This is a genomic window from Arthrobacter jiangjiafuii, from assembly GCF_018622995.1.
Classification (GTDB): domain Bacteria; phylum Actinomycetota; class Actinomycetes; order Actinomycetales; family Micrococcaceae; genus Arthrobacter_B; species Arthrobacter_B jiangjiafuii.
Map to the genome: position 1 here is coordinate 1377481 of NZ_CP076022.1, position 15994 is coordinate 1393474.

The following is a 15994-nucleotide window of genomic DNA, read 5'->3' on the forward strand; positions in this document are numbered from 1 at the left end:
AAGGCGTGACTTACACTCCTGTTGACGACGCCTTTGATTCATCCATCACCGCCCGTCCGGGTGCTGCGGATTATCCCGGCCTGGATGACTGGCGGACCCTGCCTGTCAAGCAGCAGCCGACGTGGCAGGAGCACCGCGGCTATTCCGCCGCCATCGCCGAGCTGTCCAAGGTGCCGCCGCTGGTGTTTGCCGGCGAGGTGGACATCCTGAGGAGCCGCCTGGCCGCAGCCGCGCAGGGGGAAGCCTTTCTGTTGCAGGGCGGGGACTGCGCCGAGACCTTTGACGACGCCACAGCGGACAAGATCAGCGCCCGGGTGAAGACCATCCTGCAGATGGCCGTTGTCCTTACCTACGGCGCGTCGCTTCCGGTGATCAAGATGGGCCGCATGGCCGGCCAGTTCGCCAAGCCGCGTTCCTCCAACGACGAAACCCGGTCCGGGGTGACGCTGCCGGCTTACCGCGGGGACATGGTCAACGGCTACGACTTCACGCCCGAGTCCCGGGAACACGATCCGGCCCGGATGGTGCGCGCCTACCATACGTCGGCGTCCACCCTGAACCTCATCCGTGCCTTCACGCAGGGCGGCTTTGCCGATCTGCGGCTGGTCCACCATTGGAACAAGGGCTTCACCGCTAACCCGGCCCATTCGCGCTACGAATCCCTGGCCCGGGAGATCGACCGTGCCGTGCGCTTCATGGATGCCTGTGGAACCGACTTCGAGGCACTCAAACGCGTGGAGTTCTTCGCCAGCCACGAAGCGCTGCTGCTGGACTACGAGCGCGCCCTTACCCGCATCGACTCCCGCACCGGATTCCCCTACGACACATCCGCGCACTTCCTCTGGATCGGCGAACGCACCCGGGACCTGGACTCCGCCCACGTGGACTTCCTCTCCAAGGTCCGCAACCCGATCGGGGTCAAGCTGGGCCCGAACACCAAGCCCGAGGATGCACTGGCGCTGATCGACAAGCTCGACCCCGAGCGGGAGCCCGGCCGCCTGACCTTCATCACGCGCATGGGCGCACAGAACATCCGGGAAAAGCTCCCGCCGCTGGTGGAACGGGTCACCGCATCCGGTGCCAAGGTGCTGTGGGTCACGGATCCCATGCACGGCAACACTGTGACGTCCCCGAACGGCTACAAGACCCGCAACTTCGATGACGTCATGGACGAAGTCCGCGGCTTCTTCGAGGTGCACAACGCGCTGGGTACCTTCCCGGGCGGGCTGCACGTGGAAATGACGGGCGACGACGTCGCGGAGTGCCTGGGCGGAGCCGACCCGGTTGACCAGGAAGCCTTCGTTGAGGGCTATGAGTCAGTGTGCGACCCGCGGCTGAACCACATGCAGTCGCTCGAAATGGCGTTCCTCGTGGCTGGCGCGCTTTCCCGCAAGGGGCAGTAACCCAGAAGAAAAGTAACCCCAGAAGAAAGAGGGACGGCCGGAAAGCTCCGGCCGTCCCTCTTTTGGGTTCCTGTACCTAACCTCTCAGTACAGCTAGACAACCCGCAGGTTGATGACTGAACCCTCCGGGGCCGTGGAGCCGCCGCTGGGATCCTGGGACTGGATGATGCCCAGCAACCCGCCGAGCAGTTCACTGATCTGGACCTGGAAGCCCAGGCCTTCCAGCTGTGCCCGCGCCTCATCGGGGGACTGCCGGACGACGTTGGGGACTGACACCATGACCGGGCCCTTGGAGATGGTCAGGGCAACCGCGGAGCCGCGTTCGACCAGGCCCGACGCCGGCGCCTGGACAGCGACCGATCCAGCGGGAATCTCCCGGCTGTTCACCTGCGCCGGAAGGACGTCGGCGGTGAGGCCGGCGTTCTCCAGGAGCTGGACCGCTTCGTCCTGGGTCTTACCGACCACGGACGGGACTTGGACGGGAGCCGGTCCCAGGGACACCACCAGGTTCACCGCTGTATCGCGGCGCAGCTGTGTATCGGGGGCAGGAAACTGGCTGATGATTTTGCCCGTCTCCACCGTTTCGCTGTGCTCCTCGGTAACCGCCCCGACGGTGAGGCCGGCGTCGGTGATGTTCTCCGAACCCGCTTCCACGGTCCGCTGCACCACGTTGGGAACATCGAAGAGCTCCGGGCCCTTGCTGATCAGCAGGGTCAGCGGCTGGTAGCGCCGGATCTCCCCGGGGGCGTCGGGATCCGTCCCCACGGCCAGCCCGGCGGCAACAACCTCGTCATGGATCTCGTTGGTGGAATAGCGCAGGCCTTCCCCGCTGAGCAGTGCCTGCGCTGCTTCCTCTGACACATTGGCGACGTCGGGGATGGCCACCACCGCTCCGGGGCCGCGTCCGAAGAACCAGCCGGTAAACAGGGCGGCGGCAACCAGGAGCACGGCCAGCACCACGAGCAGGGCACCGCGCCGGCGGGGCCGTCCGCCGCGCAGGGATACCTCGGGGCGGTGCGCGTCCCGTGTGTCCCGGCGCTGTTCGGCCTTGAGGTCCCGGCGGGCCTGTCGTCGTTCGGCGCGGGAGGCGGGAGCGACGGCGTCGCCGGAAGGCTGGTGGTCGCCGTCATCGTAGCCGGCTGCGCCGTCGTCGTACTCAGTGCCTGCGGCACCTCCGGCGTACCCGGGGAACACCGACGTCGCGTTATCGGTGCGGCGGATCACTTCTGTGGGGTAGCTCCCCGCGCCCTGGTCCTGAACGCGTTCGGTGGCGCCGGCTGCGCTGAGAACCTCGGTGGCACCCGAGGGTGGGCGCGGCAGCGCGGTGGTGGCTGCGGAGTCCATGGCCTCGGTGGCGTTGGACCCGGTTCCGGCCGCGCCGCCGGCAGGCTCGGGGCAGTGGAAGTCCAGTTGCTCATCGCTCAGGGAGGTGCGGATGTGGCGGAGTTCGCCCAGGAGGGCCCTGCCATTCACCGGGCGGTTGTCCGGCTCCGGAGCAGTGCACCACTGGACCAGTTCATCCAGGTCTTCGGCGAGCCCCGGGCAGGCAACGGAGGGGGCCGGAACGGTGGAATGGACATGCTGGAAAGCGACCTGGATGGGCGCGGTACCGGTAAAGGGCTGCCGGCCCGTCAGCATCTCGTACAGCATGATGCCGACGGAATAGACGTCGCTGCGCTCGTCGGCTCCGGTGCCGGTGACCAGTTCCGGAGCGAGATAGGCCACGGTGCCCACGAGGGTGCCCGTGTTGGTGCTGGTGGATACGGCGCGGGCCAGGCCGAAGTCGGCGATCTTAATGCTGCCGTTGTCCGCGAGCAGCACGTTTTCGGGCTTCACGTCACGGTGGATCAGGCCGGCGTCGTGCGCTGCAGCCAATCCGTCCACCACGGCATCAAGGAGGGCCAGGGCCAGCCGCGGCGTCAGCCGTGTCCGGGTTTCGAGGAGTTCGCGCAGGGTTTTGCCCGGAACGTATTCCATCACCAGATAGGCCAGGTTGTCCGAGAATCCCTGGTCCAGCACGCCAACGACATGCGGGTGGGACAGGCGGGCCGCGGACTTGGCCTCCCGCTCGAAGCGGCCGAGGAAACCGCGGTCGGCGGCAAGGTGCGGGTCCAGGACCTTAAGGGCGACGTTCCGGTCCAGCCGCTGGTCAGTGGCCAGGTAGACCGTGGACATCCCGCCGCGGGCAATACGGGAGAGCACCAGGTAGCGCTCATCCACTACGGAGCCGACAAAGGGGTCATTCACGGGTTCATGCACTCTTTGATCCTACTTGCGCCGGAGGGCAGGGGCCGGATCGACACCCGATCCGCCCCCCTGCCCTCGCAGCTGCCAGCTGTTCTGCGTGCCGGCTACAGGAACGACTGCCGGTGGGCCAGCACCGACGCGACGTAGCCGCGGGTGTCGTCGTACATGCCCTGCGTGGTGACCGAATACTGCCCCTGGTAATAGGAGCCGATGGCGTTTTCCAGGCTGTCGCTGGTGCGGATCAGTGAACGGATGATCGCGACGCCGGCGGTGGCGTTGTCGTACGGATCCAGCAGGTTCAGCTGGCGCCCGACGAGGTCCGAGGCCCATTCGCCCGAGCTCGGGATCACCTGCATGGCGCCGATGGCGTTGGCGGGGGAGACCGAACGGTGGTCGAAGCTGGACTCCTGGAAGGAGAAGGCCATGGCCAGGGCCGGATCCACGCCCATTTCGACTGCGGTCTGCGCGACGATCTGCTGCATCTCGGCCCGGCTGGGCACTGCTGCCGCATTCAGCGCGTGCTTGTTGACGTTGGCATCGGCCACGACCTGGTCGGGGTAGGTGTAGTGCAGGAAGGTGTTGGAGACCAGGTCGGCCGGAGCACCCTCGGCCGGTGCGGCCTGGACCGGCGCGGAGGCCAGCGTCGTGACGCCCGAGGCGCCCGGCAGGGCGACGACGTCGCCCGGGTGCAGGATCGAGGAACCGTTCAGCGAGTTGGCGGCCATGAGCTCGCTGACGCTGACTCCGTGGCGGGCGGCAATACCGGTGAGGGTGTCGCCGGCGACGACGGTGTGGCCTGCGGCGGCCGCCGGAGCCGCCGGAGCAGCGGCCGACGGCGCGGCCGGAGCGGCTGATCCGCCGGAGACGCTGATCTGCTGGCCGGGGCGGATGATCGACGTCATCGTCAATCCGTTTCCGGCCAGGACGGACTCGAGGCTGACGCCGTGGGCGGCAGCGATGGCACTGAGGGTGTCGCCGGCTTCAACGGTGTAGGTGCCTGCAGAGGCGGGCGCAGCAGGAGCCTCGGCGGCGGGAGCGGAGCTGCCGCCGGTGGGCAGGCGCAGTTCCTCGCCCGCGAAAATCAGGGCGGTGGGCTGCAGGTTGTTGTGGCGCAGCACATCCGCCACGGAGAGGCCGTACTGGGCGGCAATCGAGGTGACGGTGTCGCCGGCCTTGATCTGGTGCGTGGCAGGAACGCTGGATTCCGTGGCAATGGTGAAGGGAATCTGCGAGGCCAGGGCAGAGGGCGCCATAACGTTGGTGGTTCCGGCAGTCAGGTTCTTGATGGCCTGGAGCGGAAGCTGCGGGAAGAGAGTGGCATCCGGGCTGACGGGAGCTGCCTGGGCCGGTTCGGCAAGCGCGAGGCCGGACATCATGACGGCCGGAATGGCGGCCGTGGTCACGGCAACACTGAGCTTGCGGGGCATTCCCTTTGAGGTGGAACGCGGGGAATTGCTTCCCTGAATCGACTGAGCAGTCATAAAGGGGTGTTTCCTCATCTGTAGACGGCGCGGCCTTTACCGCAACTCGTATAAACCATTACCAAGTAGTGGTGCGAGTGTGACAGAAGTGGTTTCTGTGACCTAAGCGAATTTACACCACTGACTGGTTTGGACAATAACTAAGTAGTTACAGCTCGGTACCTAAGTAGTCACGGCGAGGTAACTGCCGGCCGGCAGCGAGTCGAAACTGGCTCCGGACGGCGTTCTCGTGGGAACCTAGGGGAGTGACTGAACTTGAGGAACTTGTTTCCGACTGGCTGACCTTGCCCGATGTGGCTGAAAAACTGAATGTGTCGATTACCAAGGTGCACAGCATGCTCGAAGAGCGTGCGCTTGTGGCCGTGCGGCTGGGGGAGCGCAAGATCCGCAGCATCCCCGCTGCCTTTGTTGTTGACGGCGCTGTCCTGGACAGTCTGAAGGGCACCATCTCGGTGCTTAATGACGCAGGCTACAGCGACGTGGAAATGGTCCGCTGGCTGTTCACCGCGGATGACTCCCTTCCGGGCCGCCCGGTGGATGCCCTCCGCGAAGGACGGAAGACGGAAATCCGCCGCCGCGCCCAGGCGCTGGGCTGGTAGCCGACCTGAACTAAACAGCAGCACCTGAACAAAACAGCACCTGAACAAAAACAGCAGCGGCCCCCGTCCGACGGGGGCCGCTGCTGCACTCTGGTCCTCAGGCCGAGCGGTTGACCGCGGCGTGGGCCAGTGCGCTCAGCGCTGCGCGGGTTACGTCGTCCACCGGAAGTTGTTCCAGGGCATCGAACGCGGCCTGGGTGTGGCCCTCGATGAGGGTCTCCGTGGCCGCCAGCGCACCCGACTCCTGGATCAGTCCGCGCAGGGCGGCTACTCCGTCGTCGTCCAGATCGGCCCGGCCCAGGCCCTCGGCCATCGCGTCGCGGGCGGAGGGGCCGCCGAACGTCAGGGCATAGGCCACCAGGACGGTGCGTTTGCCTTCCCGCAGGTCGTCGCCCGCAGGCTTTCCGGTCTGCTCCGGATCGCCGAAGACGCCCAGGACGTCGTCGCGCAGCTGGAAGGCCTCGCCGAGGGGCAGCGCAAACCGCGAGTACCAATCCAGCAGTTCTGCCGACGCGCCTGCAAGCGCTCCGCCGAGGGTCAGCGGGTGCTCCGTGGTGTATTTCGCCGATTTGTAGCGGAGGATGTTGCGGGCCCGCACGACGGCGCGCTCCGGTTCGTGGGTGGGGCCCACCACCTCTTCAAGGATGTCCAGGTACTGTCCGGCCATCACCTCGGTGCGCATCCGGTTGAAAATGCGCCGGGCGCCGGTGCCGTGGGCTGCCTGGGCGCCCACGGCGGAGAACATTTCCTCGCTCAGGGACAGGCACAGGTCGCCGGCCAGGATGGCCGCGGAGGAACCGAAATGGGTCCCGTCCAGGTGCCACGCTGCCTGGCTGTGGGTGGCGCTGAACCGCCGGTGGACGCTGGGACCTCCACGCCGGGTGTCGGAGCGGTCGATGATGTCGTCGTGGATCAGCGCGGCACTTTGGAACAGTTCAAGGGCCACACCCGAGCGGACCGCCGGGGCGCCCAGCTCCGCTCCGCCGGCTCCGCGCCAGCCCCAGTAGTTCAGCAGCGCCCGCAGCCGCTTGCCGCCCTGGGCCAGGGACGAAACGGCGTCCAGGAGAGGCAGTGATTCCATCGAGACGTCCTGAAGCACCAGCTGCTGCTCCGCCAGGAAGCCATCCAGCTCAGCGCCCAGGACTTTTCGGTATTCGGCCTGCTCCCGGGCGGCTTCCGCCTCGGGCGACCCGGGGTGCACCATCACGCGGCCCTACTTGGCCGGCTCGGCGAGGGTGTTCACGCTGACCGTGTAGGTGGCCGTGCCCTCCCGGGGAACCACTGTCACGTTGGCGATTTCTTCGCCGCCGGAGCGGACGAACTGCCGCAGCGTGGCGCTTCCCTGGTTCTCCGCCTCGGTGGGCGTAAAGCCCTGGGCGGTGAACTCGGCGGCGTAGTACGCCAGCACGGCATCCGTGCTGGCGCTGGTCGTTGCGGTCAGGGAGGCGGTGAAAAGCTTGTCATCCGTTTCGAAGCTGGTGGCGAGCGGGGTTGAATCCGGCATGATCGGCAGCACATCGGTGGGGAAACCCGGCGCAATGGGCGGTGCGCTGGCGGTGGCAGACGGCGAGGGTGATCCGCTCGGGGTGCCGGAGGCCGACGGCGTGGCCGTAGCGGACGCAGAGGGTGAGGCTGCCGCCGAGGTGGACCCGGTTGAGCCGGAATCTCCGGCTTCGTTGTCCGCTGCACAGCCTGCGGCGGCAAGCAGCAGGGCTGCGGCGGTCAGTGCGATCAAGGGCTTCTTCATGGGTATCCGCATCTGGTGGGGGATCAGAATCTGGTTCCCAGTCTAGGCGAAGCCCTAACGTGGGACCGGTTGTCTACCATGTAGGGGTGAGCACCGGCCCCAGAGAAAACCGCGACTGCACCATCATGCACGTGGATATGGACGCCTTCTATGTATCGGTTGAGCTGCTTAAACGCCCCGAGCTGGCAGGCCGTCCCATCATCGTGGGCGGGCTCGGCGGCCGGTCGGTTGTCCTGTCCGCCTCATATGAGGCGCGCCGTTATGGCGTGCATTCAGCCATGCCCATGTCCGTGGCGTACCGGCAGTGTCCGCAGGCCATTGTCCTGGAGCCGCACCAGGAGGATTACCGCGAGGTGTCCGGACGGCTGATGGGCATCTTCGAGTCCATTACTCCCTTGGTGGAGCCCCTGAGCGTTGATGAGGCGTTCCTTGATATTGCCGGAGCGATGCGGCTGCTCGGACCGCCGCGGGAGATCGGGGAACTGATCCGCCGGCGCGTCGCTGCCGAGCTGGGTATCACCGCCAGCGTGGGGATCGCCGCCACAAAATTCGTAGCCAAAATCGCCTCAACCCGGTCCAAGCCGGACGGGCTGCTGCTGATCCCGCGCAGCGAAACTGTTGCCTATCTGCACACCCTGGACGTTTCGGCCCTGTGGGGAGTAGGGGCCAAAACCCGCGAAACCCTGGCCCGGGTGGGGATCTCAACCGTTGAAGATGTTGCCCGCACCCCGGTGAGTGTCCTCAAGCGCCTGCTCGGGGCCACTGGTGAGCACGTCTATGAGCTGGCCTGGGGAAGGGATCCGCGGGCAGTGACTCCCGTGCGCCGGGAGAAGAGCATCGGTGCCGAAGAAACGTTCGCCCGGGACGTGGACGACGACGACACCCTGCATACCGAACTCCTTCGGCTCGCGCATAAAACCGCAGCCCGGCTGCGTGCTGCGGGATTGCAGACCCGGGCGGTCTCGCTGAAGCTGCGCTACGCGGACTTCACCACCCTCACCCGGACCAGGACCCTGCGCGAACCGGTGGACAGCGCCCAGCTGATTTATGAGGAGACGCGCGCGCTGCTGACAGTGCTGGGTCCGCGCCGGATGAGCGTGCGCCTGATCGGGCTGCGGGCCGAGCGGCTGGAAGCGGCGGAAGGGGCAGCCGTGCAGCTGACGCTGGATGGCCGCGACGACAATTGGCGGCAGGCCGAGGATGCATTGGACAAGATCAATGCCCGCTTTGGCGAGCTTGGCGTCATGCCGGCACGCCTCCTTGGTCCCGCACGCCGGGGCAGGGCCGGTGGGACTGCGGGTCCGGAACCCGGCCCTGGCGTGCAGCGCGGCTAAGCCCTAGGCGGAATGGCTACCCCACTATCGCCGTCTGCTTTCCCCTGACCCCGATGGCACCTATCCTAAGACGTAAGCACAACAGCGTTTCTGTCCGGGTCCTCGGTCCAGGCGTTCCTCAGGGCTTTGGGGCTCCGCCGCAGTCATCGGGATTCTGACGGCGGGAACCGCCCCGGTACCGGGAACGTTGGTTGGGTTACATGGGAATTTTCGGACCGCAAGGAGGCAGTAATGGCACTCTCGGAACACGAGCAGCGCTTGCTGGACCAGCTGGAGCAGCAATTACACGCCGAGGACCCAAAATTTGCGAACTCGATGGCCACCCCGGCAGGCTCCGGGATGTCGACCCGGCGGATAGTGTTGGGAGCCCTGGTGGCAGTCGCCGGCATCGGACTGCTCCTTGGGGGCGTCGCTTCGGACACTCCGTTCAGCCTGATTCTGGGGATTCTGGGCTTCCTGGTGATGGGAGCGGGTGTCTACTACGCAACGACGCGCGGCAAGAAGGGCGTCCCGGCTAACTCGCCGGCCGGCCGGAAAGAGCGCGAAGCAAGCACGTCCAAGAACTTCATGAGCAACTTGGAAAACAAATGGGATGAGCGCAAGCGCGATCAGTAAGCGGCGGGGATGCCTCCATTTTCCTCCCCGGTCATTCCAGCAGTCGAATCAGCAGTCCCAAAGTCCACAACCGTAAATATCCGCAACCGATAGTTCCGCAGTCCTAAAAGACCCGCCGTGGCGGGTCTTTTTTGCGTTAACGCGGCGTTGGTTTTCCTGCTTCTGTACCTCTTGTATTTAAGGGCGTGGTTGAGGGAGGTCAAACTGCTGTGCCGGATACTGCTCCGTGAAGGAACCGGCGGCGGGTTTCGTCCTGGCGGGCTGCCCGGAGCCCTGTAGCCAGAGGAGCAACCGGCGGGACTGCCCCGGGACCAGAATCCCGGACCATCACCCGAACCGCGTCCTGACCGTCACCAGCGGAGGTCCGCCGCGAGACGTCCAAACTTGTCCGTGCGGGGGCCCGCCGCACCCTCCACCGGCGTCCACCGGCCTCCACCGCCACTGTTCCGCGCCGTTCCGCGGAAGAAAAGGGGCGGCGCGCCGGAAACCGGGGCGCTGAATCGTTGACTGTGGAGTGAAGTGGAGTAAAGTGGAGGCTATAAGAGTGTAGGGCGATGCAGCAGCGCGATGCGGCATGGACTACTTCCAATCGGGCAGGCGGTGGCTGATGTTCCTCGGAACTCATTCGCCGCGTCTGGACGAGAAGGGGCGGCTCATTTTGCCGGCCAAGTTCCGCGAGGAATTGGCTGACGGCCTGGTCCTGACCAGGGGCCAGGAACGCTGCATCTACGTTTTCAGCCAGAAGGAATTCGAACGGGTTCACGAGCAGATGCGGGAAGCACCGCTTTCCTCGCGGCAGGCACGTGATTACATTCGGGTTTTTCTGTCGGGAGCTTCAGATGAAGTCCCGGACAAGCAGGGCCGGATCACCATTCCGCCGGCACTGCGTTCCTACGCCGGTCTTGGCCGTGAACTGGCCGTGATCGGTGCAGGAACCCGGGCGGAGATCTGGGATGCGGGCGCATGGCAGACCTACCTTGAAGCGCAGGAAACGGCTTTCTCGGAAACCGACGAAGACACCATACCCGGCATCTTCTAGGCCAGCAGTACCAGCATTACCGGCAGCACCAACCACCTATAGGAAACCGGACAGCTGCGGTTTCTTGCATGAGATCTCCAGCCGCCCCGCACGGGCCGGCACCTGGCTCACTTCCCCGGAGCCAGGCGCAGGCAGTGCGAGGCGCGGATGGGGGTCTGATTCAAGAACCACGCGGCGGTCCACGGAAGGACAGCAGATGAGCGAAGAACGGCCCACCGAGGACCGGCACGTTCCGGTGCTGCGCGACCGCTGCATCAACCTCCTGGCGCCGTCCATCGAGAGGGCCGTGGCGGAGAACGGCCGGGCAGTGGTGGTGGATGCCACGCTCGGCATGGGTGGCCACACCGAAGCCATGCTGACCCGGTTCCCCCAGCTGCACGTCATCGGTATTGACCGTGACCGTCAGGCCCTGGCCCTGGCCGGAGAACGGCTGGCCCCCTTCGAGGACCGGACCGACCTGGTGCACGCCGTCTACGACGAAATTGCCGACGTCGTCACCGATCTGGGTTTTGACGGCATCGACGGAGCCCTCTTCGACCTGGGCGTTTCCTCCCTGCAGCTCGACGAGCGGGAGCGGGGCTTCGCCTACTCCTACGATGCACCGCTGGATATGCGGATGGATGTCAGCCGCGGGCGCACCGCGGCTGACATCGTTAATACGTACACCGAGGCACAGCTGGTGGCCATCATCCGTAAATGGGGCGAGGAAAAGTTCGCCGGCCGGATCGCGTCGGCGATAGTCTCCACCCGCGCCACCAAGCCCTTCACCACCACCGGCGAGCTGGTGGACGCTATCCGCACCGTGGTGCCCGCCGGTGCCGCACGCACCGGGGGACACCCCGCCAAGCGGACCTTCCAAGCTCTCCGGATTGAAGTGAACGAGGAACTGGACGTCCTCGAACGCGCCATTCCGGCCTCCCTATCGGTCCTGAACCTCGGCGGCAGAGTAGTGGTCATGTCCTACCACTCGCTGGAGGACAAGATCGTCAAGGGAATCTTTGCGGCCGGATCACGGTCCTCCGCCCCCAAGGGTTTTCCAGTGGAACTGGAGCAGCACAAGGCCCAGCTGGTGCGCCTGACCAAGGGAACCGAGGTTCCCACAGATGAAGAGATTGCCGAAAACCCCCGTGCCGCCTCCGCCAAGCTGCGGGCAGTGGAACGGGTCCGCATGCCAATCGACGGGGCAGGTTCATGACGCAGGTACAGACCCGCCCGCACCGCGAGGCGGCCAGCGCCGCCCGCCGTGCCACCCACGGCAACACCGCACGGGCCCTGGACTGGACGCCCGCACCGGCGCCGGCGGAGCCACGCCGCCGCACCGCGCTGTCAGTAGTGCCCGTTTCGGCACGCCGCCGGCGTGCGCCGCTGGTGGTTTTCTGCTTCTTCGCCCTGATCCTGGGCCTGGGCGCCGTGCTCCTGCTCAATATTTCCGTCTCCAGCGGCCAGTACCAGCTGGTCCAGCTGCAAAATGAACGCACCGAACTGGCGCAGCGCAATGAAGCCCTGACCCAGCAACTGGAAAACCACGAGGCGCCCCAGATCCTGGCTGCAACGGCAGCTGAACTGGGCATGGTCACCTCCCCGACCTTCGGAAGCATCGACCTGCGGACGCTGGCAGTCACCGGAGCGCCCGTCCCCGCCGAGGAGGGAACACCTCCACCGGTCCTGATTGCAGCGCCCAACGTGCTGACCCAGCCGGTTGCACCGGCAGTAGCCCCCGCTGAACCAGAACCCGCGCCGGCAGCCGCCGAATCAGTGCGGGCGGCAGAGGCCACTGAAGCGGCGGCTGCCGCGGCAGCAGCGGCGGCCGCCGCTGCCGGCGATACAGGTAGTACGGAACCGGTGGAACCGGCTCCAGCCAACCAGGAAGCAGACTTGAACGGCGGGTCCATCCCGGCTCCCGTTCAGAGAAGCGGAAACTAGAAACACCCAAGCAGTGACGAGGATACGTTGTGGCAAAAGCGCAGGGCCCCACAAGGGACAACCACAGGGTAGCCGTCGTTACCGGCAGGCTCCGCACCGGCCTGATCCTGGCACTGGTGCTGCTCACCGTGCTGGGCGTGCGCCTGTTCCAGGTGCAGGCGGTGGATCCGGCGGGCATGGCCGAAGCGGCCGTTGAAAAGCGCCTGGTCGAACAGACCATCCCGCCACTGCGCGGCAGCATCCTCGACGCCGATGGAAACTACCTCGCGCGCAGCGTGGAGCGCTTCGACGTCGTCGTGAACCAAACCCTGTCCCATGATTACGCCGAAGAGCAGTCCTACCCCCGGCGGAACGCCGAGGGAAAGCTGGAAGACATCAGCTTCGACCAGGCGTTCAAAGAGCTCTCGGCGATCCTTGGCCAAGACGTCCAGACCCTGCGCAGCTCCGTCCTGGGTGACGCGACCTTCAAATTCGTGGCCAAGACCGTCACTCCTGAAATCAAGGAGAAAGTCCTCGCCGTCAAGTTCCCCGGGATCTACGCGGACCGGACCACGTTGCGCACCTATCCCTCCGGCTCGGTAGCCGGTTCCATCGTGGGCTTCCTCGGTACCGACGGCCCGCAGGAAGGGCTGGAGCTGACACAGGACGATGTCCTGGCGGGAAAAGCCGGCAGCAAGACCTATGAGATCGGCGGCGACGGCATCCGTATCCCGTATGCCACCAACGAGGACACCCCCGTGGTGGACGGCGATTCGATCCAGCTGAGCATCGACCAGGACCTGCAGTGGTTCGCCCAGCAGACCATCGCCAGCCAGGTTGCGCAGTACAGGGCGCAGTGGGGCAATGTGGTGGTGGTCGAGGCCAAGACCGGACGGGTGATCGCCATGGCCGAATCCACCACCGTTGACCCCAACAACCCGGGCCTGACTCCGGCCGAATCCCGGCAGCCGCTGTCGGTGACTGTTCCGTTTGAGCCCGGCTCCACCACGAAGGTCATCACCATGGCTGCCGCCCTGGAGGAGGACCTGATCACTCCGGAGTCGCAGTTCGAAATTGCCAATACCTACACCGTTGACGGCCAGACCTTCAAGGACGCCTTCGACCACGGCACCCTGCAGATGACGGCTGCGGGAATCCTCACCAAGTCCATGAACACCGGAACCGTGATGATCGGGCAGAAGCTCACGCCGCAGGAGCGGTATGACTGGATGCGGAAGTTCGGTATCGGCCAGCAGCTGGATGTTGGCCTGAACGGTGAGACCAAGGGCATCCTGGCCAAGCCGGAGGACTGGGACACGCGCCAGCAGTACACCGTGCTCTTCGGGCAGGGCCTGGCCCAGACCGCGCTGCATACGGCGATGGTCTACCAGACCATCGCGAACGACGGCGTCCGGCTGGCCCCGAGCCTGATCGACGGTTACGTTGCCGCGGACGGCACCACCACGAAGACGGAGCGGGCTGAAGGCAAACGGGTGGTTTCGGAGGAAACAGCCCGTGAAGTCCAACACATGCTCGAAACCGTCACAGCCGAAGGATCCGGGTCCAGCGGCAAGCTGGAGCAGTACCGGGTGGGGTCCAAGACCGGCACCGCCGAAGCCCCCGGGGCCAATGGCGGCTATGACGGCTACACAGTCTCCTATGCTGGTATTGCACCCATGGAGGATCCGCAGTACGTGGCCGTGGTGACGCTCCAGCGGCCGCAGGGCCCCTTGGAACTGATTGAGCCCGGAAAGACCTTCCAGAAAGTCATGGAACAGGTTCTGACCAGCCGAAACGTGGCGCCGTCAACCACGGAACCGGAGCTGTACCCCGTGGAGTACTGACTTCCGCCGCGCGGGAACCGGCCACCGCCGTCGTCCACCACCGAAAGTACCGGGTCCTTACCTTCCGGGTACCACGTCAATTTTCTGGAGTTATGCAGTGCCTATAAGTGACCAGCGTGAAACGCCGCAGCCGGGATCCGGAATGCGTCCGTCAGCGGTTGTCCCGGTTTCCCTGCAGGAGACCGCCGCGGCCCTCGCAGCCGCCGGCCTGCCGGTGATCAGTCCCGCCGCCGCGTCCGGCCCGGCACGCGACGTCCTGCTGACCGGCCTCACGATCAGTTCCCTCGAGGTGGAGCCCGGGGACCTTTACGTGGCGCTGCCCGGCGCCCGGCACCACGGAGCGCAGTTTGCCGAGGCAGCGGCGGCTGCAGGTGCCGCTGCGGTGCTGACGGATTCCGACGGCGCGGAACGGCTTGGGTCGTTGTCCGTCCCGGTCTTCGTGACGGCCGATCCCCGCCGCCTGGTGGGGCCGCTGGCTGCTGCCGTGTTCGGGTCCAGGCCGCAGGACGGCAGCGCGCCAACCCTGTTCGGCGTCACCGGCACCAACGGCAAGACGACAACCACCTACTTCATCAACTCCCTGCTCGGTGCCCTCGGCAAGAGCACAGGCCTCATCGGCACCATTGAAATCCTCGCCGGCGGAGAGCCCATCGCGAGCACGCTCACCACCCCCGAGTCTCCCCAGGTGCACGGACTGCTGGCCCTGATGCGCCAGAAGGGGCTGGACGCGGCGGCCATGGAGGTCTCCTCGCACGCCATCTCCTACCGCCGGGTGGACGGCGTGGTCTTCGACGTTGCCGGCTTTACGAACCTCACGCAGGACCATCTGGACCTGCACGGGTCGATGGAAGAGTACTTCGCGGCCAAGGCTGCCCTGTTCACTCCGGAGCGGGCCCGGCACGCGGTCATCTGCGTCGATGACGAGTGGGGCGCCAAACTGGCCGCCGCTGCTCCGGTGCCGGTCTGGACCCTGGCGACCGGCCCGGCGGCGGACGACACCGGGCCGCAGCCCGACTGGCGCGTCACCGACGTCGAGCGCGCCGGCCTGGGTCACCGCTTTGTGCTGCGCGGGCCGGGCGGCGCCGTGCTGCGCACCGGAACCGGACTCCCGGGCACCTTCAACGTCTCCAACGCCGCGCTGGCCGCCCTCATGGTGCTGGCCTCGGGCGTTCCGGCAGCGGAACTCCAGCAGGCCCTGGACAGCGACCCCTTCACCGTGGAGGTGCCCGGGCGTATGCAGATGGTCGGCACGGCTCCGGCGGCGATCGTGGACTTTGCACACAATCCCGATGCACTGGCCCGCACCCTGGCCTCCGTGCGCCGGGAGGCCCCGGCGTCCGATACCTCCGCGCCCGGAACCGGGGATGAGGCACCGCGCGTCATCATCGTTTTCGGGGCCACCGGCCAGCGTGACCAGACCAAGCGGCCGCTGATGGGTGCCATTGCCGCCCGCCTGGCGGACGTGGTGATCATCACCGACGACGACCCCCACGACGAAGACGAAGCCGCCATCCGTGCGGACGTTTCCGCAGGGGCCCGTGAAGCCCGGCAAAACGAAGCCCTGGCCTGCGAGATCATTGAGGTGGCACCCCGTGCCGCCGCGATCGACCGCGCCGTGGCACTGGCCCGCCCGCAGGATACGGTGCTCGTGGCAGGGCGTGGACATGAAGTCTTCCAAGAAGTAAAAGGAGTGAATTTGGTCCTCGACGACCGCGTTGAACTGAGGCAGGCTTTGACAAGGTACGGATTCCCTGTGCTGTCCGGCGACGGGGTAGAGTCCTAA

Annotated in this window: 13 protein-coding genes; 9 read left to right on the forward strand and 4 right to left on the reverse strand. The window is 66.2% G+C overall.

The annotated features are described in order from the left end of the window. Positions 1-5: 5 nt before the first annotated feature. Positions 6-1403 (forward strand): class II 3-deoxy-7-phosphoheptulonate synthase, encoded by a 1398-nt coding sequence (locus KKR91_RS06475; RefSeq protein ID WP_210230885.1) that lies wholly within the window; start codon positions 6-8, stop codon positions 1401-1403. A 93-nt stretch (positions 1404-1496) separates the two neighbouring features. Here KKR91_RS06475 and KKR91_RS06480 read toward each other — a convergent pair whose 3' ends face one another. Both KKR91_RS06480 and KKR91_RS06485 read right to left on the reverse strand, forming a co-directional pair. After that, positions 1497-3662: a Stk1 family PASTA domain-containing Ser/Thr kinase gene (locus KKR91_RS06480; protein ID WP_210230886.1), complete on the reverse strand. Its 2166-nt coding sequence runs from the start codon at positions 3660-3662 to the stop codon at positions 1497-1499. 92 nt (positions 3663-3754) lie between these two features. Continuing rightward, positions 3755-5131: a LysM peptidoglycan-binding domain-containing protein gene (locus tag KKR91_RS06485; RefSeq protein ID WP_210230887.1), complete on the reverse strand. Its 1377-nt coding sequence runs from the start codon at positions 5129-5131 to the stop codon at positions 3755-3757. 245 nt (positions 5132-5376) lie between these two features. Between KKR91_RS06485 and KKR91_RS06490 the strand changes: the two genes are divergently transcribed. After that, positions 5377-5730 (forward strand): Rv2175c family DNA-binding protein, encoded by a 354-nt coding sequence (locus KKR91_RS06490; protein WP_210230888.1) that lies wholly within the window; start codon positions 5377-5379, stop codon positions 5728-5730. A gap of 97 nt (positions 5731-5827) precedes the next feature. Here the strand turns inward: KKR91_RS06490 and KKR91_RS06495 are convergent, their stop codons facing one another. Together KKR91_RS06495 and KKR91_RS06500 are read right to left on the reverse strand one after the other, a co-directional pair. Further along, complete coding sequence (locus KKR91_RS06495; protein WP_210231099.1) at positions 5828-6934, reverse strand: polyprenyl synthetase family protein; 1107 nt, start codon at positions 6932-6934, stop codon at positions 5828-5830. A gap of 9 nt (positions 6935-6943) precedes the next feature. Further along, complete coding sequence (locus tag KKR91_RS06500) at positions 6944-7477, reverse strand: hypothetical protein (RefSeq protein ID WP_210230889.1); 534 nt, start codon at positions 7475-7477, stop codon at positions 6944-6946. 86 nt (positions 7478-7563) lie between these two features. Here KKR91_RS06500 and dinB point away from each other — a divergent pair, with 86 nt between their 5' ends. The 7 genes from dinB (at position 7564) to KKR91_RS06535 (ending at position 15994) form a co-directional block, all read left to right on the forward strand. Next, the gene (gene dinB / locus KKR91_RS06505) at positions 7564-8811 is read left to right on the forward strand and encodes a DNA polymerase IV (protein ID WP_273544944.1); all 1248 of its coding nucleotides are present in this window, start codon (positions 7564-7566) and stop codon (positions 8809-8811) included. Between the two features lie 231 nt (positions 8812-9042). Continuing rightward, a complete protein-coding gene (locus KKR91_RS06510) occupies positions 9043-9426 on the forward strand; it encodes a DUF3040 domain-containing protein (protein WP_210230890.1) in 384 nt (127 codons plus the stop codon). 607 nt (positions 9427-10033) lie between these two features. Beyond that, positions 10034-10465 carry a division/cell wall cluster transcriptional repressor MraZ gene (gene mraZ / locus KKR91_RS06515; RefSeq protein ID WP_210230891.1) on the forward strand — a complete coding sequence of 144 codons (432 nt, stop codon included), beginning with the start codon at positions 10034-10036 and terminating at the stop codon, positions 10463-10465. 196 nt (positions 10466-10661) lie between these two features. Next, positions 10662-11660 carry a 16S rRNA (cytosine(1402)-N(4))-methyltransferase RsmH gene (gene rsmH / locus KKR91_RS06520; RefSeq protein ID WP_210230892.1) on the forward strand — a complete coding sequence of 333 codons (999 nt, stop codon included), beginning with the start codon at positions 10662-10664 and terminating at the stop codon, positions 11658-11660. Continuing rightward, a complete protein-coding gene (gene ftsL, locus KKR91_RS06525) occupies positions 11657-12388 on the forward strand; it encodes a cell division protein FtsL (protein ID WP_237687519.1) in 732 nt (243 codons plus the stop codon). Before rsmH ends, ftsL begins: the two co-directional genes overlap by 4 nt. Positions 12389-12417: 29 nt before the next feature. Next, a complete protein-coding gene (locus KKR91_RS06530; protein ID WP_237687520.1) occupies positions 12418-14211 on the forward strand; it encodes a peptidoglycan D,D-transpeptidase FtsI family protein in 1794 nt (597 codons plus the stop codon). A gap of 142 nt (positions 14212-14353) precedes the next feature. Further along, positions 14354-15994, forward strand: a complete 1641-nt coding sequence (locus tag KKR91_RS06535) for a UDP-N-acetylmuramoyl-L-alanyl-D-glutamate--2,6-diaminopimelate ligase (protein WP_210230893.1) — start codon at positions 14354-14356, stop codon at positions 15992-15994.

Coding starts and splice junctions, on each gene's coding strand:
- rsmH (WP_210230892.1), top strand. CDS start 10,662: ATGAGCGAAGAACGGCCCACCGAGGACCGGCACGTTCCGGTGCTGCGC.
- KKR91_RS06495 (WP_210231099.1), bottom strand. CDS start 6,934: ATGGTGCACCCCGGGTCGCCCGAGGCGGAAGCCGCCCGGGAGCAGGCC.
- mraZ (WP_210230891.1), top strand. CDS start 10,034: ATGTTCCTCGGAACTCATTCGCCGCGTCTGGACGAGAAGGGGCGGCTC.
- ftsL (WP_237687519.1), top strand. CDS start 11,657: ATGACGCAGGTACAGACCCGCCCGCACCGCGAGGCGGCCAGCGCCGCC.
- KKR91_RS06485 (WP_210230887.1), bottom strand. CDS start 5,131: ATGACTGCTCAGTCGATTCAGGGAAGCAATTCCCCGCGTTCCACCTCA.
- KKR91_RS06535 (WP_210230893.1), top strand. CDS start 14,354: ATGCGTCCGTCAGCGGTTGTCCCGGTTTCCCTGCAGGAGACCGCCGCG.
- KKR91_RS06500 (WP_210230889.1), bottom strand. CDS start 7,477: ATGAAGAAGCCCTTGATCGCACTGACCGCCGCAGCCCTGCTGCTTGCC.
- KKR91_RS06510 (WP_210230890.1), top strand. CDS start 9,043: ATGGCACTCTCGGAACACGAGCAGCGCTTGCTGGACCAGCTGGAGCAG.